17 protein-coding genes and 2 pseudogenes are annotated in these 18626 nt (G+C 70.0%); 14 read left to right on the top strand and 5 right to left on the bottom strand.

The window, feature by feature from the left end; all coding sequences use genetic code 11:
* From hybA to D3869_RS22080, 4 genes are all read left to right on the top strand, one after another.
* Nucleotides 1-1071, top strand: coding sequence for a hydrogenase 2 operon protein HybA (gene hybA / locus D3869_RS22095; RefSeq protein ID WP_137141921.1), 1071 nt, complete (start codon nt 1-3; stop codon nt 1069-1071).
* Between the two features lie 12 nt (nt 1072-1083).
* Complete coding sequence (hybB, locus tag D3869_RS22090) at nt 1084-2238, top strand: Ni/Fe-hydrogenase cytochrome b subunit (protein ID WP_137141920.1); 1155 nt, start codon at nt 1084-1086, stop codon at nt 2236-2238.
* An 18-nt stretch (nt 2239-2256) separates the two neighbouring features.
* Nucleotides 2257-3963, top strand: a complete 1707-nt coding sequence (locus D3869_RS22085; protein WP_137141919.1) for a nickel-dependent hydrogenase large subunit — start codon at nt 2257-2259, stop codon at nt 3961-3963.
* Nucleotides 3964-4116: 153 nt separating this feature from the next.
* Nucleotides 4117-4596, top strand: a complete 480-nt coding sequence (locus D3869_RS22080) for a HyaD/HybD family hydrogenase maturation endopeptidase (RefSeq protein ID WP_137141918.1) — start codon at nt 4117-4119, stop codon at nt 4594-4596.
* A gap of 25 nt (nt 4597-4621) precedes the next feature.
* On the opposite strand, the gene D3869_RS22075 is transcribed toward D3869_RS22080, so the two are convergent.
* The 3 genes and pseudogenes from D3869_RS22075 to D3869_RS22065 form a co-directional block, all read right to left on the bottom strand.
* Entirely contained in the window at nt 4622-5626 is a 1005-nt protein-coding gene (locus tag D3869_RS22075) for an MBL fold metallo-hydrolase (RefSeq protein WP_137141917.1), read from the bottom strand.
* A 179-nt stretch (nt 5627-5805) separates the two neighbouring features.
* Nucleotides 5806-6165 (bottom strand): annotated as a pseudogene (locus D3869_RS22070) (MBL fold metallo-hydrolase); the annotation flags it as partial.
* A 233-nt stretch (nt 6166-6398) separates the two neighbouring features.
* A complete protein-coding gene (locus tag D3869_RS22065) occupies nt 6399-7001 on the bottom strand; it encodes a HupE/UreJ family protein (RefSeq protein WP_094304822.1) in 603 nt (200 codons plus the stop codon).
* A 237-nt stretch (nt 7002-7238) separates the two neighbouring features.
* On the opposite strand from D3869_RS22065, the gene D3869_RS22060 reads away from it, so the two are divergent.
* The 10 genes and pseudogenes from D3869_RS22060 (at nt 7239) to D3869_RS22015 (ending at nt 16949) form a co-directional block, all read left to right on the top strand.
* Complete coding sequence (locus D3869_RS22060) at nt 7239-7511, top strand: HypC/HybG/HupF family hydrogenase formation chaperone (protein ID WP_137141916.1); 273 nt, start codon at nt 7239-7241, stop codon at nt 7509-7511.
* Nucleotides 7508-8209, top strand: a complete 702-nt coding sequence (gene hybE, locus D3869_RS22055; RefSeq protein ID WP_137141915.1) for a [NiFe]-hydrogenase assembly chaperone HybE — start codon at nt 7508-7510, stop codon at nt 8207-8209. Before D3869_RS22060 ends, hybE begins: the two co-directional genes overlap by 4 nt.
* Nucleotides 8206-9405, top strand: coding sequence for a nickel-dependent hydrogenase large subunit (locus D3869_RS22050; RefSeq protein ID WP_137141914.1), 1200 nt, complete (start codon nt 8206-8208; stop codon nt 9403-9405). Before hybE ends, D3869_RS22050 begins: the two co-directional genes overlap by 4 nt.
* Before the next feature lie 3 nt (nt 9406-9408).
* Nucleotides 9409-9750: a hydrogenase maturation nickel metallochaperone HypA gene (gene hypA / locus D3869_RS22045; RefSeq protein ID WP_137141913.1), complete on the top strand. Its 342-nt coding sequence runs from the start codon at nt 9409-9411 to the stop codon at nt 9748-9750.
* A complete protein-coding gene (hypB, locus tag D3869_RS22040) occupies nt 9750-10721 on the top strand; it encodes a hydrogenase nickel incorporation protein HypB (RefSeq protein WP_137141912.1) in 972 nt (323 codons plus the stop codon). The genes hypA and hypB overlap by 1 nt, the downstream gene beginning before the upstream one ends.
* A pseudogene (gene hypF, locus D3869_RS22035) lies at nt 10670-12984 on the top strand (carbamoyltransferase HypF). The gene hypB and the pseudogene hypF overlap by 52 nt, the downstream one beginning before the upstream one ends.
* On the top strand, nt 12957-13211 hold the full coding sequence (locus D3869_RS22030) for a HypC/HybG/HupF family hydrogenase formation chaperone (protein ID WP_137141911.1): 255 nt from the start codon (nt 12957-12959) through the stop codon (nt 13209-13211). The pseudogene hypF and the gene D3869_RS22030 overlap by 28 nt, the downstream one beginning before the upstream one ends.
* A gap of 28 nt (nt 13212-13239) precedes the next feature.
* On the top strand, nt 13240-14286 hold the full coding sequence (gene hypE / locus D3869_RS22025) for a hydrogenase expression/formation protein HypE (protein ID WP_137141910.1): 1047 nt from the start codon (nt 13240-13242) through the stop codon (nt 14284-14286).
* Between the two features lie 174 nt (nt 14287-14460).
* The gene (locus D3869_RS22020) at nt 14461-15183 is read left to right on the top strand and encodes a sugar transferase (protein ID WP_137141909.1); all 723 of its coding nucleotides are present in this window, start codon (nt 14461-14463) and stop codon (nt 15181-15183) included.
* Between the two features lie 317 nt (nt 15184-15500).
* On the top strand, nt 15501-16949 hold the full coding sequence (locus tag D3869_RS22015) for a S41 family peptidase (RefSeq protein ID WP_137141908.1): 1449 nt from the start codon (nt 15501-15503) through the stop codon (nt 16947-16949).
* A 221-nt stretch (nt 16950-17170) separates the two neighbouring features.
* On the opposite strand, the gene D3869_RS22010 is transcribed toward D3869_RS22015, so the two are convergent.
* Both D3869_RS22010 and D3869_RS22005 read right to left on the bottom strand, forming a co-directional pair.
* Entirely contained in the window at nt 17171-17740 is a 570-nt protein-coding gene (locus D3869_RS22010) for a cold-shock protein (RefSeq protein ID WP_094304834.1), read from the bottom strand.
* Between the two features lie 243 nt (nt 17741-17983).
* Entirely contained in the window at nt 17984-18481 is a 498-nt protein-coding gene (locus tag D3869_RS22005; RefSeq protein ID WP_137141907.1) for a YchJ family protein, read from the bottom strand.
* Between the last annotated feature and the right edge of the window lie 145 nt (nt 18482-18626).

Here is an 18626-nt window from a genome sequence, read left to right as displayed (position 1 = left end):
ATGTCTAAGAACATGATGTCGAAAAGCAAGACATCGGTCTCACGGCGCGGCTTCCTGCGGAACGCGGTCAAGGGCAGCGCGGCGGCGGCCGCCGCGGCCTGCACCACCGTGGTCGCCGCCCCGCCGGAGGCCAACGCGCTGCAGCGCCCGCCCAAGCCGCTGCCGCCCGAGGCGGTCGGCCTGCTCTACGACAGCACGCTGTGCATCGGCTGCAAGGCCTGCGTGACCGCCTGCAAGGAGGTCAACCACATGCCGCCCGATGTCGGCCCGGCCCAGCAGGGCTGGAACGCCGGGGGCGGCGACAAGCCGATCTACGACAGCCCGGTGGAGCTGTCGGCCAGGACGCTGAACGTCATCAAGGCCTACAGCCACGGCACCGGCGCCACCAAGGACGCGGCGGAGAACGGCTTCGCCTTCATCAAGCGGCAGTGCCTGCACTGCGCCGATCCGTCCTGCGTGTCGGTCTGCCCGGTGTCGGCGATGACCAAGGACGCCAGGACCGGCATCGTCAACCACGACCCGAGCGCCTGCATCGGCTGCCGCTACTGCGTGCTGTCCTGCCCGTTCGGCGTGCCGAAGTACGATTACAACGACGCCTTCGGCGAGATCAAAAAGTGCCAGCTCTGCAAGCAGCAGCTCGCCAAGAACGAGCTTCCGGGCTGCGCCGACGTCTGCCCCACCGGGGCGACGCTGTTCGGCCGCACGGAGGACCTCAAGGCGGAGGCCAAGCGCCGCACCGCGCTGAAGGTGGGCGAACACGCGCACTACCCGCGCGGCGACATCGCCGGCAAGGTCGGCGGCCCGCGCGACGGCCATGAGAAGCTGGTCGAGGCGGCCTACCAGCCGCACATCTACGGCGAGAAGGAGCTGGGCGGCACCCAGTGCCTCGCGGTGTCCGCCGTGCCGTTCGACAAGCTGAACCTGCCCACCAACGTGCCGGAGAAGGGCTATCCGACCCTGTCGGAAGGCATCCAGCACACGCTCTACGCGGGCATGATCGCCCCCGCCACGGTGTTCGCCGGTCTCGCCTATCTGGCGCACCGCAACACCAAGAACCACACCGACGAGTGAGGGGGCCACGCCATGTCTTCGCAAGCTCATGAGCATCAACCGCTCGGCGGCCGGGTCCTCACCCTTCCCTTCCTGATCTGCGCCGCGCTGGTCGCCATTGCCGGCGTCATCCTGTTCCAGCGCTACACCCAGGGTCTGGGGGCGGCGTCGAACCTGAACGACGGCTATCCCTGGGGGATCTGGGTCGCCATCGACGTGGTGATCGGCTCGGCCTTCGGCTGCGCCGGCTACGTCATCGCTCTGCTCTGCTACATCCTGAACCGCGGGGAGTATCACCCGCTGGTCCGTCCGGCGGTGCTGGCCAGCCTGTTCGGCTACGGCCTCGCCGGTCTGGCGGTGCTGGTCGATCTCGGCCGCTACTGGAACTTCTACCACATGATGCTGCCGTGGTACGCGCAGCCCAACTCCGTGATGCTGGAGGTCGGCCTGTGCGTGGCGACCTACACGCTGGTGCTGGTGGTGGAGTTCGCCCCCGCCTTCCTGGAGCGCTTCGGCATCGAGGGGCTGCGCGCCAAGCTGAACCGGGTGCTGTGGGTCTTCATCGCGCTGGGCGTCCTGCTGCCGACGATGCACCAGTCGTCGCTCGGCACCATGATGGTCATCGTCGGGCACAAGCTGTCGCCGCTGTGGCAGTCGCAGATGCTGCCGGTCTTCTTCCTGCTGACCGCCATCCTGATGGGCTTCGCCATCGTGGTGTGGGAGTCGGTGATGGCTTCGCTGAACTTCCGCCGCCCGATGGAGACGCCGGTGCTGTCGAAGCTGGCGGGTCTGATGCTGGTCGTCGCCTCGCTGTTCGTCGTGCTGCGCTTCGTCGATCTGATTGTGCGCGGCCAGATCGGCCAGATCTTCGGCGGGCCGCAGTCCGGCTGGTTCGTGGTGGAGATGGTCCTGATGATCTCCGGCCTCGCGCTGCTGATCCCCAAGGCCAACCGCAACCGGTCGCGGGCGCTGTTCCTGTCCGCCTCGCTTCTGCTGGCGGCGGGCATCCTCTACCGCCTGAACGTCTATCTCATCGGCTTCACGCCGGCGGTCGGCCCTTGGCACTACTTCCCCTCGGTCAAGGAAATCATGGTCACCGTCGGCGTCTTCGCGCTGGAGATCGCGCTGTATCTCCTCTTCGTGAAGAAGCTGCCCGTCATGCACGCCGTCCATCCCGAGCACGGCTGAGTTTAGGAGAGTTTCATTATGGCTCAGCGAGTTGTTGTTGATCCGGTCACCCGCATCGAGGGTCACCTGCGGGTCGATTGCGAAGTGGACGGCGGCAAGGTCACCAAGGCCTGGGCGTCGGGCCAGATGTGGCGCGGCATCGAACTGATCCTTCAGGGCAAGGACCCGCGCGACGCCTGGGTCTTCGCCCAGCGCATCTGCGGCGTCTGCACCACCGTGCACGCCATCACCTCCGTCCGCGCGGTGGAGAATGCGCTGAAGCTGGAGGTGCCGCTCAACGCACAGTACATCCGCAACATGATCCAGGGCGCCCACAACGTCCACGATCACATCGTCCATTTCTACCACCTGTCGGCGCTCGACTTCGTGGACATCGTGTCGGCGCTGAAGGCCGACCCGGCGGCGACCGCGAAGCTGGCCCAGTCGATCTCCGGCTGGCCGCGCAACAGCACGCAGGAATTCGCCACCGCCCAGAAGAAGCTGCAGGCCTTCATCAACTCCGGCCAGCTCGGCATCTTCGGCTCGGGCTACTGGGGCCATCCGGCGATGAAGCTGACGCCGGAAGCCAACCTGATGGCGGCGGCGCACTATCTCCAGGCGCTCGACTACCAGCGGCGCATGAACAAGGTGGTGGCGATCCTCGGCTCCAAGACCCCGCACATCCAGAACATGGCGGTGGGCGGCGTCACCAACCCGATCAACATGGACAGCCAGTCCACGCTGACGCTCGAAAAGCTGATGTACATCAAGCAGCTGATCGACGAGGTGGGCGACTTCATCACCCAGGTCTACATCCCCGACGTGGCGGCCATCGGCGCCTTCTACGCCGACTGGACGCAGTATGGCCGCGGCGTGGTGAACTATCTGTCCATCCCGGACATGCCGCTGGACACCAAGGGCACCGTCTTCGCCCTGCCCGCCGGCTACATCGACAACGGCGATCTCGCGAACGGCTTCACCCCGATCAAGGACTTCCACGACCCCTACTTCGAGAAGGGCGTGAAGGAGAGCGTGAAGCATTCCTGGTACCAGGGCGGCAAGGGTCCCCTGCACCCCTACGACGGCGAGACGATCCCGAACTTCACCGACTGGCAGGACGACGGCAAGTACAGCTGGATCAAGTCGCCGACCTTCTACGACAAGCGCGCCCAGGTCGGCCCGCTGGCCAACGTGCTGGGCATGTACGCGTCGGGCCACCAGCGCACGCAGTTCTGGGTCAACGCGGTGCTCGACGCGGTGTCGGGCCACCTCGGCAGCAAGGTCGGCGTCGACGCGCTGCACTCCACCATCGGCCGCCACGCCGCCCGCGCGGTGCGCTGCGTGGTCCTGCACGAGGAGTTGCAGAACCAGTGGAAGCTCCTGATGGAGAACATCGCGAAGGGCGACACCAAGACCTTCAACAAGCCGGTGTTCCCGAAGGGCGAGATCCGCGGCTTCGGCTTCCACGAGGCGCCGCGCGGCATGCTCTCGCACTGGGTCGTGATCGAGAACGGCAAGATCAAGAACTACCAGGCGGTCGTGCCGACCACCTGGAACGCCGGCCCGCGCGACGAGGACGGGAACATCTCGGCCTACGAGGCGTCGCTGCTCGACAACCCGGTGGCGGTGGCCGACCAGCCGCTGGAGATCATCCGCACCCTGCACAGCTTCGACCCGTGCCTGGCCTGCGCGGTGCACCTGACCGACACGGAAACCAAGTCGCACTATCAGGTGAAGGTCGTTTGATCCAAGCCTTCTGATCGGCCGAAAGCCCCTCTTCCCCGCGGAGGAGGGGCTTTTCGCGTCCCCCACGCCGGCCGATTGATCCAGTTCACGGCGGGCGGCACCGGTCCCGCTTCATCCTTCTGTTTCAAAATCGTCGAACGGAGTCTCCGCGCCATGTCCATCCTCGTCCTCGGCCTCGGCAACATCCTCCTGATGGACGAAGGGGTGGGCGTGCGCGCCATGGAGGCCTTCGACGCCGCCTGGAGCGTGCCCGACCACGTCAGCGTGGTGGACGGCGGCACCTGCGGCATGGACATGCTGGACCTGATCGCCAGCCACAAGCATCTGATCGCCGTGGACGCGGTGAAGACCGGCGCGCCGCCGGCCACCCTGACCGTGCTGCGCGGCGATGCGGTTCCGGCCTATTTCAAGGGCAAGCTGTCGCCCCACCAGCTCGGCCTCTGCGACCTGCTGGCTTCGCTGCGCCTGCAGGACGAGGCGCCGGAGAGCGTGACGGTGGTCGGCTGCGTGCCGATGGCGCTCGGCACCGGCCTGATGATGTCGCCGGAGATCGAGGCGGTGATCCCGCGGATGGTGGCGATGATCGTCGATGAGTTGGCCGGCCTCGGCGTGACCGCCACGCCCAGACCCTGAGCGTGGCGGCGCCGTTCACGTCATGTCAGCGGTCGGTGCGGATCGGGCCGAACTCCACCGGGACCCAGGCGTAGCCCTTGCCCTCGGTGCGGACATGGCCGATGCCGGGGAAGGGCAGATGGGCGCCGGCCACCCACAGCTTCTGCGCCGCGGCGTCGGCGAGGAGCTTCTTGCGGGACGCGACGGCCTGCTCCTTGTCGGCGTCGAACTCGATGACGACCTCCGGCCGGGCGAACTGGACGGAGTGGCTGTGCACGACGTCGCCCCACATCAGGATGCTGCGCTCCCCCGACGTGAAAAGATAGCCGCTGTGGCCGGGCGTGTGGCCGTAGGCCGCCACCGACTCCACGCCGGGAACGAGGCTGTCGCCGGGCTGGTAGGGCTTCAGCTTCCCCGCCGCCGCGTAGGGCGCCACCGCCGCGCGGGCCATGGCGAAGAAGGGCTGGCTGTCCGCCGGGGCCTTGGCCGCCACCTCCTCGCTCAGCCAGAAGTCGGCGTCGGCCTTGGCGACATGGACCGTGGCGTTGGGGAACAGCATGGCGCCGTCCGGGCGCAGCAGGCCGTTGGCGTGGTCCGGGTGCAGATGGGTCAACAGCACCGTGTCGACCTGTTCCGGGTTGTAGCCGGCGGCGCGGATGTTGTCGGCGATGAAGCCCAGCGCCGGGCCGAAGGCCTTGGCCGTCCCGGTGTCCACCAGGACGAGGTTCGCGCCGGTGTGCACGAGGAAGGCGTTCACCGCCGTCTGGACACCCGGCGTGTCGGCCAGGAACATACGGGCGAGCAGACTCTGGATGTCGTCGGCGCTGGCGCCGCTGAGGATCTTGCGGTCGAGGTCGATGAAGCCGTCATAGAGCGCGGTGACCTCGAAGTCGCCGATGGCCATGCGGTAGAAGCCCGGCGCCTGGGTCCGCTGCTGGCCCGGAACCTCCGCCAGCGCCGGCGCCGCGGGGACGAGGGTGGCGCCAACGGGAAGAGCGACGGCCAGGGCGAGCAGCGCGTTGCGCAGGGTGGCGAAGGTCGGCGGTGTCATCGGCAGGGTTCCCCTTCAGGACGGTCGGCGCCCAGCATGGCCGTCCTGGACGCGCCGGGGAAGCGTCCCGGGAGGAATGCGCCAAGCAACTGGATTCGCTTCGGATTTTCGTCGCCGGGACAATCGCGGAAGCGGCTCGGCGAGGCGACCCGCCGAGCCTGGACGCCGAATCGGGCCGCTCAGCGGTCGCTGCGGATCGGGCCGAACTCAATGGGAACCCAGGCGTAGCCGTCCCCTTCGGCGCGGACATGGCCGATGCCGGGGAAGGGCAGACGGGCGCCGCCGACCCACAGCTTCTGCGCCGCCGCCTCGGCCAGCAGCCGCCGGCGCGAGGCGATGGTCTCGTCCTTGTCCACGTCGAACTCGATCACGACCTCCGGACGGGCGAACTGAAGGGCGTGGCTGTGCACGGTATCGCCCCACAACAGGATGCTCTGCTCCTTCGAGCGGAACAGGTAGCCGCTGTGCCCCGGCGTGTGGCCGTAGGCCGCCACCGACTCCACGCCGGGCAGGAGGCTGTCGCCGGGCTGGTAGGGCTTTGCGCAGGCTGGCGAAGGTCGGCGGCGTCATCGGCGACACACGACCCCTGACTGGTCACTGACCAAGAAGGGCAGCTTTAAATATTCGGTTTGTGGCCAGGAGAAACGCCAGAAACGAACAGATTTTTGGGGAACTTTCGAGAAACCGCACAAAAAAAACCCGGCGAACCGTCTCGCCGGGCCTTCCTTTGGATCGGGCTTCTTGCCGCCCGCCCCTTTCGTCCGTCAGGCGATCAGCCCAGCGCGAGCAGCGCCACGCCGGCCAGACCGACCACGGCGCCCGTGCCGCGGAGCGCCAGGGCGCCCTTGCGGCCTTCCACCAGACGGCGCAGCGACAGGGCGGCGCCGATGCCCGCGCCGTGCAGCAGCGCCGTGGACAGGGCGAAGCCCAGGCCGTAGAGCAGCGGCTCCGCCGCCTCCGGCATCTCGGCGCCATGGGCGTGGCCGTGGAACACGGCGAACAGGGCGACCACGCCGGCGGAGGCGAGCAGCGGCAGGCGGGACTGCAGGGCGATCAGGGCGCCCAGAGCAACCACGGACAGGACGATGCCAAGCTCGACCTGGGGCAGGTCGATGCCGGCCAGACCGAGGAGGCCGCCGCCGATCATCGCGCCGACGAAGGCCGTCGGCAGCGCCCACAGGGCCTTGCCGCCGCGCTGCGCGGCCCACAGGCCGACGGCGACCATGGCCAGCAGGTGATCCCAGCCGCCGATCGGGTGCAGGAAACCATGGACGAGCCCGGCGTCGTGGGCGCCGAAGGTGTGGGCGAGCGCCGCGTTGGGCAGCGCGGCCAGGGCCGCCGCCGCGGTGGCCGACGCGAGAGCGAAACGTTTCATCCGTGAGAACCCCTGCTGTATCGTTGAGCGGCGCACGACCGACCCCTACCCCATCGCGCGCGAAGCGGTCGCCACTTTAGCAGAACCGTTCCGATTGGAAATGGCGGAGCGCTAGGAAATTACGCCGGACCGCATGTTTGACGCACATCAATGTGCGGATTCAACCCCCGGTCAAGATGCCGCAGTTGGACGGACGGCAATCCGATAAAGTTGGCTTCCCCGCGTGAGGGCGCGCGCATGTGTCTCGGCATTCCGATGCAGGTTCTGGAGACCGACGGCTTCACCGCGCTCTGCGCCGGCCGCGGCGAGGAGCGGCGCGTCAACGTCATGCTGATCGAGGAGGTGCCGGAGGGGGGCTGGGTGCTGGTCCATCTCGACCGCGCCGTCCGCCCGCTGGAGGTCGATGAGGTTGAGCCGCTGAACCGCGCGCTCGACGCCATCCTGCTGGCCGCGCAGGGGGAGAATGTGGACCATCTGTTCGCCGACCTCATGGGAAAGGTGGACGCGTGATCCCCGGCGCCCCCGAGGCCGGCTTCGCCGCCGACGCGCGTCCGGCCTGCGGGTCCTGCGGCGCGGTCTACGACCCGGCGGTGGGCGATCCGGGACGGGAGGTGCCGCCGGGGACGCCCTTCGGCGGCCTGCCGGATTATTGGCGCTGTCCGGATTGCGGCGGACCGCAGCATGGCTTCACCGCCCTCACGCCGTCGGGCGGTGATCCCATGGAGGCGCGCGTCGCCGCCCTGACCACCAGCTACCGCCTGATCGCGGAGCGCGACATGGCCGGCGTTCCCATCTGCAACGACGCCCTGGCCGTGGAGGCGCTGGGGTTCCGCCCCCATGGGCCGGGCTGGATCGGCTGCGTCATCGCCCCCTGGTTCCTCAACGCCGTGATGATCCCGCGCGATCCGGCCCTGTGGGCGGACCGGCGCGACGGCGACAAGATGGAGAACACCCTGCCCTCCGGCGCCTACCGCTTCACCGCGGCGCGGGTGGGCGTTCTGGGGACGCTCGCGGTGATTCCGCTCGCCTCGGCCATGAACGTGTTCGCCGATCAGGAGGACGCCCGTGCCGCCGCCGTCCTGGCGCTCGACCACCTGATGCGGGTGCCACGGCCGGCGCTGCCGTCCGATCAGCCGGGCGCCAGCGACAGGGAGGCGGCCAAGCCCGCCCTGTCCCGCCGCTCCCTGTTCGGGAGGGCGCGCCGATGAACGGGACGGGTGCCGGGCTGAAAGGCGCAGGGCTGGAAGGCGCCGGGCTGGAAGGCAGCGTGTCGGTGCGGCTGGAAACCGCCGCCGGGCGGGTGCGCGCCGTGTCGGTGAAGGTCCGCCGTCCGGCGGCCGCCCGCGCCCTGTGCGGACGCACGCCCGACGAGGCGATGCGCCTCGTGCCGCTGCTGTTCAGCCTGTGCGGTACCGCCCAGTCGCTGGCCGCGATGGAGTCCCTGGAGGCGGCACTCGGTCTCGACGCCCGCCCGCACACCACCGCCCGCGCCCTGCTGGCCGACGCGGAAGCCGCGACCAACCACGCGTGGCAGGTTCTGATGGACTGGCCGGCGCGGCTGGGCGAAGCGCCGCAGCCCAAGGAGCTGGCCCGCCTGCGCGCCGCGGCGGCGGCGATCCATCCCGCGCTCTACCCGGCCCGCGACGGGCTGCGTCCCGGCGGCGGTTCCCTGCGACCCGACCGCACCGCGCTGGCCGCCGCCATCGCCGCCCTGCGCGACGGGCTGGAGCGCGCCGTCTTCATCACCCTTCCCCCCGCCGACATGGCGGAACTGGAGCGCTGGGCCGGCACCGGCGAAACATCCGCGGCGCGGCTGATGCGCTGCGTCCTGGCGCCGGGCATGGCCGGTTTCGGCGCCTGCCGCGTGGCGGCGCTGGAACCACATCCGGCAGGGTGGTTTGGCGAACGGCTGTCCGCCGACGCGGCGTTTTCCGAGAGCCCCCGGCAGAACGGCGCCCCGGCCCACACCGGGCCGCTGGCCCGTCAGCAGGCGCATCCGCTGGTCGCCGCGCTGCTGGCCCGGCACGGCTCCGGCCTCGCCGCCCACGCCGCCGCCCGGCTGGTGGAACTGGCGGGACTGGCGGAGCGCTTGGCCTCCCGGGTGGACCGCCTCGACGACGCCGAACCGGCTCCGAACCCCGGCGCCACGCGGCGCGGCGCGGGAAGCGGCGCCGTCGAAACGGCCCGCGGGCGCCTCGCCCACTGGCTGCGGCTCGAGGATGGCCGCATCGCCGATTACCGCATCGCGGCGCCGACCGAATGGAACTTCGCCGCGGACGGGCCGCTGGCCCAGGGCTTGGACGGCACCGCGGCCGACGCGGGTCTGGCCGAGCGTGCCGGCCTGCTGGTGGCCGCACTCGACCCCTGCGTGGCCTGCGCCATCACGATTCAGGACGAGGACTGATCCATGCACGAGCTGGCGCTCAGCCAGGGCATCATCGACGTGATCCGCGATCAGGCGGCGGTCCAGGGCTTCACGAAGGTGAAGACGGTGCGGCTGGTCATCGGCACCCTGTCGCATGTCGAACCGCAGGCCATCGCCTTCGGCTTCGACGCGGTCAGCCGCGGCACCATCGCGGAGGGCGCCGTCCTGGACATCGAACGCCCGCCGGGTCAGGCCTTCTGCCTGTCCTGCGAGAAGCCGGTGCCGCTGCCCGAGCGGTCGGCCCCCTGCCCGGACTGCGGCGGCCACCAGCTCATGGTGACCGGCGGCGAGGAAATGCGCGTCAAGGAACTGGAGGTGGAGTGATGTGCACGGTCTGCGGCTGCGCCGAAGGCGAAACGAAAATCGAGGCCGGCCACGCGTACGGCCACCATCACCACCATGGTCATGACCATCCTCACGATCATGACCATGACCATGACCATGACCATGACCATCATCATCATCATCATCATCACGACCACAGCCACGAGCATGTCGGCCCGGACGGCAAGGTCTACCGGCACACCCACGGCGACGACCATGGCCACGGCCATGGGTACGGGCACGACCACGGCACCATCGACCTCGGCCGCGGCCCGGCGGGGACGGAGGTGCCGGGCCTGTCGCAGACCCGGCTGGTCGCCATCGAACAGGACATCCTCGCCAAGAACGACAGCTTCGCCGCGGTGAACCGCCAGCTTTTCGCGGCCAAGGGCGTGTTCGTGCTGAACCTGATGTCCAGCCCCGGTTCGGGCAAGACGACCCTGCTGACCCGCACGCTGACCGACCTGAAGGGCCGGTTCCCGATGGCGGTGATCGAGGGCGACCAGCAGACCTCCTTCGACGCCGACCGCATCCGCGCCACCGGCACGCCGGCCATCCAGGTCAACACCGGCAAGGGCTGCCATCTCGACGCCCAGATGGTCACCCAGGCGGTGGGGCGCCTGCCGGTGGAGACCGGCAGCGTCCTGTTCATCGAGAATGTCGGCAACCTCGTCTGCCCGGCCGGTTTCGACCTCGGCGAGGCGCACAAGGTCGTCGTGCTTTCGGTGACGGAAGGGGAGGACAAGCCCCTGAAGTACCCGGCGATGTTCGCCGGCGCCGATCTGCTCCTGGTCAACAAGGTCGATCTGCTGCCCCACCTGACCTTCGACGTGGCGCGCATGATCGCCTACGCCCGCCAACTCAACCCCGACCTGCGCGTGATTGAGGTCTCCGCGACCGCCGGCCAGGGGCTGGAGGAATGGTACGGCTGGATCGCGGAGGGGCTTGCCAAAGCAGTCGCCGCACGGTGAAGCGGCTGCGGCTCCGGGTCCGCGGACAGGTGCAGGGGGTCGGCTTCCGGCCCTTCCTGCATGGGCTGGCGCACCGCTTTGCCCTGACCGGCTGGGTTCTGAACGACGGGGACGGCGTGCTGGCGGAGGTGCAGGGCTATGGCCTGGAACGCCTCCTGACGGCGCTCGCGGAGGACGCCCCGCCGCTGGCGCGGATCGACGCGGTCGAAACGGAAGACCGCCCCGTCCACCCCGGCGAGGCGGGCTTCGCCATCCTGGCCTCGCTGGGCGGTGCGGTGACCACGGGGGTCGCCCCCGACGCCGCCGTCTGCCCGGCCTGTCTGGCCGAGTTGTTCGACCCGGCGGACCGGCGCTACCGCTACCCGTTCCTCAACTGCACCCATTGCGGCCCGCGCTTCACCATCACGCGCGCCCTGCCCTACGACCGGCCGCAGACCGCCATGGCGGGCTTTCCGCTCTGCCCGGACTGCGCCGCCGAATACGCCGACCCCGCCGACCGCCGCTTCCACGCCCAGCCGACCGCCTGTCCCGCCTGCGGCCCGCGCCTGTCCCATCCCATCGAGGCGGTGCTGGCCGCGCTGCGCGGCGGGCGGATTGTCGCCATCAAGGGGCTGGGCGGCTTCCACCTCGCCTGCGACGCGTTCGATGCGGCGGCGGTGGAGCGGCTGCGCGCGCGCAAGCAGCGCAACGGCAAGCCCTTCGCCCTGATGGTCGCCAACGCCGCCTCCGCCGAGCGGTTCGTGGCGGTGGGGGCGGCGGAGCGGACGCTGCTGGAGGGGGTGGCGCGGCCCGTCGTGGTGGTGCGGCGGCGGGTCGGCGCCCCGTCGCTCCCCGATTCCATCGCCCCCGGCCTCGCCTGGCTGGGGATCATGCTGCCCTACACGCCGATCCATCATCTGCTGTTCCACGAGGCCGCCGGGCGCCCCGACGGCACGGCGTGGCTGGAGCGGCCGCAGGACCTCGCCCTGGTCATGACCTCCGCCAACCCCGGCGGCGAACCGCTCGCCATCGGCAACGACGAGGCGCGGCGGCGGTTGGACGGCATCGCCGACCTGATCGTCGACCATGACCGCGACATCCTGATCCGCGCCGACGACAGCGTGATGCGGGTGGTGGCTGGCGCGCCGGCGTTCCTGCGGCGGGGCCGCGGCCATGCGCCGGTGCCCATCCGCCTGCCGCGCGCCGGGCCGCCGGTGCTGGCGGTCGGCGGGCATCTGAAGGCCACCGTCTGCCTGACCCGCGGCAGCGAGGCCTTCCTCAGCCAGCACATCGGCGACCTCGACAACGCCGCGACGCTGGCGTTCCTGGAGGAAAGCGTCGCCCATCTGCGCCGCATCCTGGCGGTGGAGCCGGTTGCCGTCGCCCACGACCTCCACCCCGACTTCCAGGGCACGCGCTTCGCCGAATCGCTCGGCCTGCCGACGCTGCCGGTCCAGCATCATCACGCCCATATCGCGGCGGTGCTGGCCGAACATGGCGAGGACGGCCCGGCGCTAGGGCTGGCGCTGGACGGGTTCGGGCTGGGGGCGGACGGCGGGTCCTGGGGGGGGAGATGCTGCTGGTGGAGGGGGCCGGCTTCACCCGCCTCGGCCATCTAGGGCCGCTGGCCCAGCCGGGCGGCGACGTGGCGGCGCGCCAGCCCTGGCGCATGGGGGCGGCTGCGCTGGCCCGCATGGGGCGCGGCGCGGAGATCGCCGGGCGCTTCGCCGCCTGCGGCCCGGCGGACGGCGTGCGGCGGATGATCGAGGCCGGCGTCAACGCACCGCCCACCAGCTCCTGCGGGCGCTGGTTCGACGCCGCCTGCGGGCTGCTGGGGGTTCGCGCGGTCGCCGGCTTCGAGGGCGAGGCGCCGATGGCCCTGGAATCGCTGGTCCGCCGCCCCACGGTGCTGGAGGGCGGCTGGCGGATCGACCGCGGCATCCTGGACCTCACCCCCCTTCTGGAAAGTTTGTTGCAGATCAATGCGCAGGAGGGGGCCGACCGGTTCCATGGCACCCTGGCCGCAGCGCTCGTCGAGTGGGCCATGCCGGAACTGGCGGCGCGCGGCCTCGACCGCGTCGCCTTGTCCGGCGGCTGCCTGATGAACGCCGTGCTGGCAGAGCGGCTGAACGCCGGCTTCGCGGCGCGCGGCGTCACCGCGCTGCTGCCGCGCCAGGCGCCGGCCAACGACGGCGGGCTCAGCCTGGGACAGGCCTGGGTCGCCATGCAGAGTTTGCTTCAGAAAGGACCGCCCCCATGTGCCTCGCCGTCCCCGCCCGCGTGATCGAGCTTCTGGAGGACGACCGCGCCACCGTCAGCCTGGGCGGGGTGAAGGTCGCCTGCTCCCTGGCGCTGGTCGAGGGGGTGGCGGTGGGCGACTACGTCATCGTGCATGTCGGCTACGCCCTGTCCAAGCTCGACCCGGAGGAGGCGGAGCGCACGCTCGCCCTGCTCGCCGAAACCGGCACCTTGCCGCCCGCTTCCCAAGACTCCACCGGCGCCGCCGCCTGAACCGCCGCCTGACTTCCTGGACCCCGCCATGACCGACCGACGTCTCTTCACCCGCAAGCTCGACCTCGCCAGTGGCGCCGTGGACATGAGCCACGGATCGGGCGGCAAGGCGATGGCCCAGCTGGTGCGGGAGCTGTTCGCCGCCGCCTTCGCCAACCCGCTGCTCGACCAGGGCAACGACCAGGCGGCCTTCGATCCGCCCGCCGGGCGCATGGTGGTGACGACCGACGGCTTCGTCGTCTCGCCCCTGTTCTTTCCCGGCGGCGACATCGGCTCGCTGGCCGTGCACGGCACGGTGAACGACGTCGCCATGGCCGGGGCGGTGCCGCTCTATCTGACCGCCGGCTTCATTCTGGAGGAGGGCTTCCCGCTGGCCGACCTGAAGCGGCTGGTGGACAGCATGGCCCAGGCCGCGCGCGAGGCCGGCGTGTCCATCGTCACCGGCGACACCAAGGTGGTGGAGCGCGGCAAGGGGGACGGCGTCTTCATCACCACCACCGGCATCGGCGTCGTTCCCCCCGGCGTCGCCCCATCCGGCGAGCGGGCGCGGCCCGGCGACGCCATCCTGGTCAGCGGCACCCTGGGCGACCACGGCGTCGCCATCATGTCCACCCGCGAGAATCTCAGCTTCGAGACCGACATCCGCTCGGACAGCGCGGCGTTGCACGGGCTGGTCGCCGGCATGGTCGCGGCGGTGCCGGACGTGCATGTGCTGCGCGACCCGACCCGCGGCGGGCTGGCGACGACGCTGAACGAGATCGCCCACCAGTCGGGTGTCGGCATGCTGCTGCGCGAGGCCGCCATCCCGTTGAAGGCGGAGGTCGCGGCGGCCTGCGAACTGCTGGGCCTCGACCCGCTCTACGTCGCCAACGAGGGCAAGCTGATCGCCATCTGCGCGGCGGAGGACGCCGATCGCCTGCTGGCGGCCATGCGCGCCCATCCGCTGGGCACCGAGGCCGCCATCATCGGCACGGTGGTCGAGGATTCCCACCGTTTCGTGCAGATGGAGACCCGCTTCGGCGGCAAGCGCATCGTCGACTGGCTGTCCGGCGAGCAGCTTCCTCGCATCTGCTGAGCCTCCGCTTCCACCGAACGGGGCACCCCGTCGGCCCCGTTCCCACCACCCGGCGTACCGCAATGGAACTGCGGCGGATCGGTCCAGCCGGGGGACCCCGGACGCGCCTCGCGCGTTGCCTCCCCCGGAAGGCGGTCGTGTTTCCGTCAGCCGAATTGTGAGTACGGGGGATCGATGGGTATTCCGCAGTCCATCCAGTTGGGTGCTGCACCGCTGGAGCCGGCGACGCTCGCCGGCACGGCGTCCGCCGCGGACCTGGTCGCGCGCTTGCCGGCCACCGAACCGCTGCACCGCAACCGGGTGAAACGGGCCTTCGACCTCGTCGGGGCGGTCGCGCTGATCCTGTTCTTCGGGCCGCTGATGCTGATCGTCGGGCTTCTCATCACGCTGGATGGCGGCCCCGCCGTGTTCGGCCACCGCCGCATCGGGACCGAGGGCCGGGACTTTACCTGCTTGAAATTCCGCTCGATGGTCGTCAATGCGCCGGAGGTCTTCGAGAAGCACATCGAGTCCGACCCGGAGGCCCGCGCCGAGTGGGAGGCCACGCGCAAGCTGCGCAACGACCCCCGAATCACCTGGATCGGCCGCTTCCTGCGCCGCACCAGCCTGGACGAGCTGCCGCAGCTCTTCAACGTTCTGACCGGCGACATGAGTCTGGTCGGCCCGCGCCCCATCGTGCAGGAGGAGGTGGCCCGCTATCACGTCTGCTTCCCCTTCTACATGCGGTGCCGCCCCGGACTGACCGGGTTGTGGCAGGTCAGCGGCCGCAACGACGTGGATTACGGACGGCGCGTCCAGCTCGACACCGCCTATCTGCTGGGCTGGAGCCTGTGGGGCGATATCCGCATCCTGCTGCGCACGGTCGGCGTGATGCTCAGCGGAAAAGGTGCCTATTAAGGCGTAGAATCCCCGCGCCGCCGCCCTCCCCCGCCCGGAGAGTGGCGGCGCGGCGGGCGGAGACATATATCCTAATCGACGCGAGGCGACGGGTCCCGCGGCACCAGGGGCCAGGATTTGAGATTGCCCGGTCAACGTGCTAGGTTGCGGATGGACGACCGGCGGGACCGGCCGCAAGGCTATGTTCCGCTGTACAAACGCACATATGCACCGGCCTTGGGCGTCCGGCAGGCGAAACCCCTGGTACAATAAGGCTTGCAGTCGCGTTGATGGCTTTGATTCCGCCGGCCGGGCCGGTCAGTCAAGAGGGGCGCAGGATGGCGAAACTGCTGGCGGCGCTGTTGCTGCTGATGGTGGCGATGGGACCCGCCTGCGCGGTGGTGCCCGCCTCCCGCGCCGACACCAGCATCGCGCTGGACCATTACCGGCAGGAATTCGCGAAGGCCAAGGGAACCTCCTCCCTCCCCTCCCCGGCGGACCGCAACTACCTCCTGTTCTCCGATGTCCTGCGCCGCGTGCTGGCCGAGCATGTGAAGCCGGGCACGCCGCAGGTGCTGGTCGAAAAGGCCGTCGCCGGCCTTCAGAAGAAGAAGAAGGAGGAGCCGGGGGCCACCGACCGGGTGCTGACCGAGGCGGCGCTGGACGCCATGCTGACCTCCCTCGACCCCTATTCGGCCTTCCTCGATTCGGAGCATTTCCGCTACATGCGGGAGCAGACCCAGGGCGAGTTCGGCGGGCTGGGCATCGAGGTGACGATGGACGAGGACAGCGGCCTGATCCGCGTCGTATCGCCCATCGACGGTTCCCCCGCCGCCCGCGCCGGGCTGCGCACCGGCGACCTGATCGCCCGGATCGACGAGGCGCAGGTCAAGGGCATGAACCTGCGGGATGCGGTGGCGCGCATGCGCGGCCCGGTCGGCACCTCCGTCGCCCTGACCATGCGCCGCAACGGCGGGACCAGCGGCAACGGCGGCCCCGACGCCCCGTTCCGGGTGTCGCTGACCCGCGCCATCGTGAAGATCCAGCCCGTCCGCTACCGGCTGGAGGGCGACGTCGCATACATCCGCATCGCCGCCTTCAACCAGCAGACCTCCCACGCGCTCGACGACGCGGTGGAGGAGATGCGCCGCCAGGCCCATGGCCGGCTGGCCGGCGCGGTGCTGGACCTGCGCAACAACCCCGGCGGCCTGCTCGACCAGGCGGTGAACGTCGCCGACCGCTTCCTGGAGGCGGTGGACATCGTGTCGGTGCGCGGCCGCGATCCGGACGAGAACCGCCGCTACACCGGCACGCCGGGCGACCTGCTGGCCGGGCTGCCCATCGTCCTGCTGATCAACAGCGGGTCGGCCTCGGCCTCGGAGATCGTCGCGGGCGCCCTTCAGGACCACAGCCGGGCGCTGCTGTTCGGCACGCGCAGCTATGGCAAGGGGTCGGTGCAGACCATCTCGTCGCTGTCCGGCGACATCGGCATCCGACTGACCACGGCCCGCTACTTCCGCCCGTCGGGCGGACTGGTCGACTGCTTCGGCGTGTCGCCGAACCTGGAGATCAAGCCGGCCAACGACAACAGCGAGGAAACCCACCCCGACCCGGCGACCTGCGATCCGCACGCCACCCCGCCGCCGCCGCCGCGCGCCTGGCGGATCGAGGATCTGTGCCCGGACGTGGCCGCCGCCCCGTCGAAGCCGGACGCCGACCGCCCGCTGGACTGCGCCGTCGCCGCCATCCGCACCCGCCTGATGGGCACGCTGATCGGGCGGCCGTAACCGCCGCCCCTCCAACGAGATCAACCCCTCCAACGAGATCAACGATGGGATCAAACAAAAAAGCCCGCCGCTCCAGTGGAGCGGCGGGCTTTTTCTTTGTGCCCCGCGCACCGTCTCGGACCCCATGGGCGGGTTGAGACAGTGAAGGGAATGGTGCTGCTTCCGCGACCGGGCGTGTGGGGATGGGTCCGCCCCGCCCCCTCACACCCGGTTGTTCGACGTCAGACCACTTCGACGCGCTGCGCTTCCGGACCCTTGACGCCCTGGCGGACGGTCACCCGCACCTGCTCGCCGTCGGCGAGCACGTCGAGGCCCGAACGCTCCAGAGCGCGGATGTGGACGAAGATGTCCTTGCCGCCGGTGGACGGGGCGATGAAGCCGAAGCCCTTCGACACGTTGAACCACTTCACGGTGCCGTCGACCGTCTCCTCGGCGCCGCCGCCGTAGCTGCTGCCGCCGCCGTAGCCGCCGCCGTAGCTGTCGCCGCGCGGAGCGCGCGCCGCCGGGCGCGGGGACTCGCTGGCGGTCGAGGTGTCGACGTCGTGGATGGTGGCGACCTGCGGGCCCTTCGGGCCACGGGACAGGTCACAGGTGATGGTGGCACCCTCGGGCAGGCTGTCGTGTCCGCAGAACTGCAGAACCGTGGAATGCAGGAAGGCATCCGGCGAACCATCTTCGGGCGTGACGAAGCCGAAGCCCTTGGTCGCGTTGAACCACTTGACGGTGGCGCGGATGTTGCGCTGGGTGATCTCGGGAGCGCGGAAGCTGTTGCGCTGCGGACGGTCGAACATACGTGGTCTCATCTGTCGTGATAGGCCATGCCCCAACCGGCGGAACATGGCCCCCCGAAGATGATCCGTTCCGCAGCGCTTTTCAATTGAGATCGCGCGCGCCGGAAAGAAAGATTCGGCCAAAACGCGGCCAAAGGCCGCCCGGCGGTCACCGGGCGACCAAAAATATCGCAATTGCTGTGAGAATCGGCGGATTGCCGATCAAAAGCGGCCCCTCACGACCGCCCCCTCACGACTGCGCCGTCAGGCCGCCCCGCAGCACTTCTTGTACTTCTTGCCGCTGCCGCAGGGGCAGGGATCGTTCCGGCCGACCTTGGGGCCGCTGCGCGGGCGGGCGCCCAGGGTGCCGTCCACATAGTACCAGCGGCCGCCCCGCTTGGTGAAGCGGCTGGTCTCGTGGTGCTTCTGTGGCTTGCCGTTCATGGTGAAGTGGGCGACGAACTCGACCACGCCCTCCTCGTCCTGCGCCCCGCCGGCCTCGGTGCTGCGGACCTCGAGGCCGGTCCACTGGCTGTTGGCGGCCCAGGTCTCGATCTCCTTGCGGTCGAAGTCCTCGCGGGTCTCCGGCAGCAGCGTTTCCTGCAGGTAATCGATCTTCCCGCAGGCGAAGGCCGAATAGCGCGACCGCATCAGCGCTTCGGCGGTCGGCGCCGGCGCGCTGCCGTCGAGATAGGGGCCGCAGCAGGCGTCCAGGGGCTTGCCGGAACGGCAGGGGCATTCGGTGGTGGCGGTGGTGGTCATGACTTCCGGCCTCTCGATTTGAGGGCGCCATGCATAGCGCAGCCGACGCGCCCCGCCAAGCGTCACGGCCGCCACATGTCGACCGCGGCAAATTCGCCTGAAGCGGATCGGCATTCGCGCTAATCTCCATGGAACGCGGGCGGCC

The organism is Azospirillum brasilense (assembly GCF_005222205.1).
Classification (GTDB): domain Bacteria; phylum Pseudomonadota; class Alphaproteobacteria; order Azospirillales; family Azospirillaceae; genus Azospirillum; species Azospirillum brasilense_G.
This window is presented reverse-complemented; position numbering and strand designations above follow the sequence as displayed.

Coding starts and splice junctions, on each gene's coding strand:
- D3869_RS22020 (WP_137141909.1), top strand. CDS start 14,461: ATGGGTATTCCGCAGTCCATCCAGTTGGGTGCTGCACCGCTGGAGCCG.
- D3869_RS22050 (WP_137141914.1), top strand. CDS start 8,206: ATGAACGGGACGGGTGCCGGGCTGAAAGGCGCAGGGCTGGAAGGCGCC.
- D3869_RS22030 (WP_137141911.1), top strand. CDS start 12,957: ATGTGCCTCGCCGTCCCCGCCCGCGTGATCGAGCTTCTGGAGGACGAC.
- D3869_RS22005 (WP_137141907.1), bottom strand. CDS start 18,481: ATGACCACCACCGCCACCACCGAATGCCCCTGCCGTTCCGGCAAGCCC.
- hypE (WP_137141910.1), top strand. CDS start 13,240: ATGACCGACCGACGTCTCTTCACCCGCAAGCTCGACCTCGCCAGTGGC.
- D3869_RS22085 (WP_137141919.1), top strand. CDS start 2,257: ATGGCTCAGCGAGTTGTTGTTGATCCGGTCACCCGCATCGAGGGTCAC.
- D3869_RS22015 (WP_137141908.1), top strand. CDS start 15,501: ATGGCGAAACTGCTGGCGGCGCTGTTGCTGCTGATGGTGGCGATGGGA.
- D3869_RS22075 (WP_137141917.1), bottom strand. CDS start 5,626: ATGACACCGCCGACCTTCGCCACCCTGCGCAACGCGCTGCTCGCCCTG.
- D3869_RS22060 (WP_137141916.1), top strand. CDS start 7,239: ATGTGTCTCGGCATTCCGATGCAGGTTCTGGAGACCGACGGCTTCACC.
- hybA (WP_137141921.1), top strand. CDS start 1: ATGTCTAAGAACATGATGTCGAAAAGCAAGACATCGGTCTCACGGCGC.
- hybB (WP_137141920.1), top strand. CDS start 1,084: ATGTCTTCGCAAGCTCATGAGCATCAACCGCTCGGCGGCCGGGTCCTC.
- D3869_RS22080 (WP_137141918.1), top strand. CDS start 4,117: ATGTCCATCCTCGTCCTCGGCCTCGGCAACATCCTCCTGATGGACGAA.
- D3869_RS22065 (WP_094304822.1), bottom strand. CDS start 7,001: ATGAAACGTTTCGCTCTCGCGTCGGCCACCGCGGCGGCGGCCCTGGCC.
- hypA (WP_137141913.1), top strand. CDS start 9,409: ATGCACGAGCTGGCGCTCAGCCAGGGCATCATCGACGTGATCCGCGAT.
- hypB (WP_137141912.1), top strand. CDS start 9,750: ATGTGCACGGTCTGCGGCTGCGCCGAAGGCGAAACGAAAATCGAGGCC.
- D3869_RS22010 (WP_094304834.1), bottom strand. CDS start 17,740: ATGTTCGACCGTCCGCAGCGCAACAGCTTCCGCGCTCCCGAGATCACC.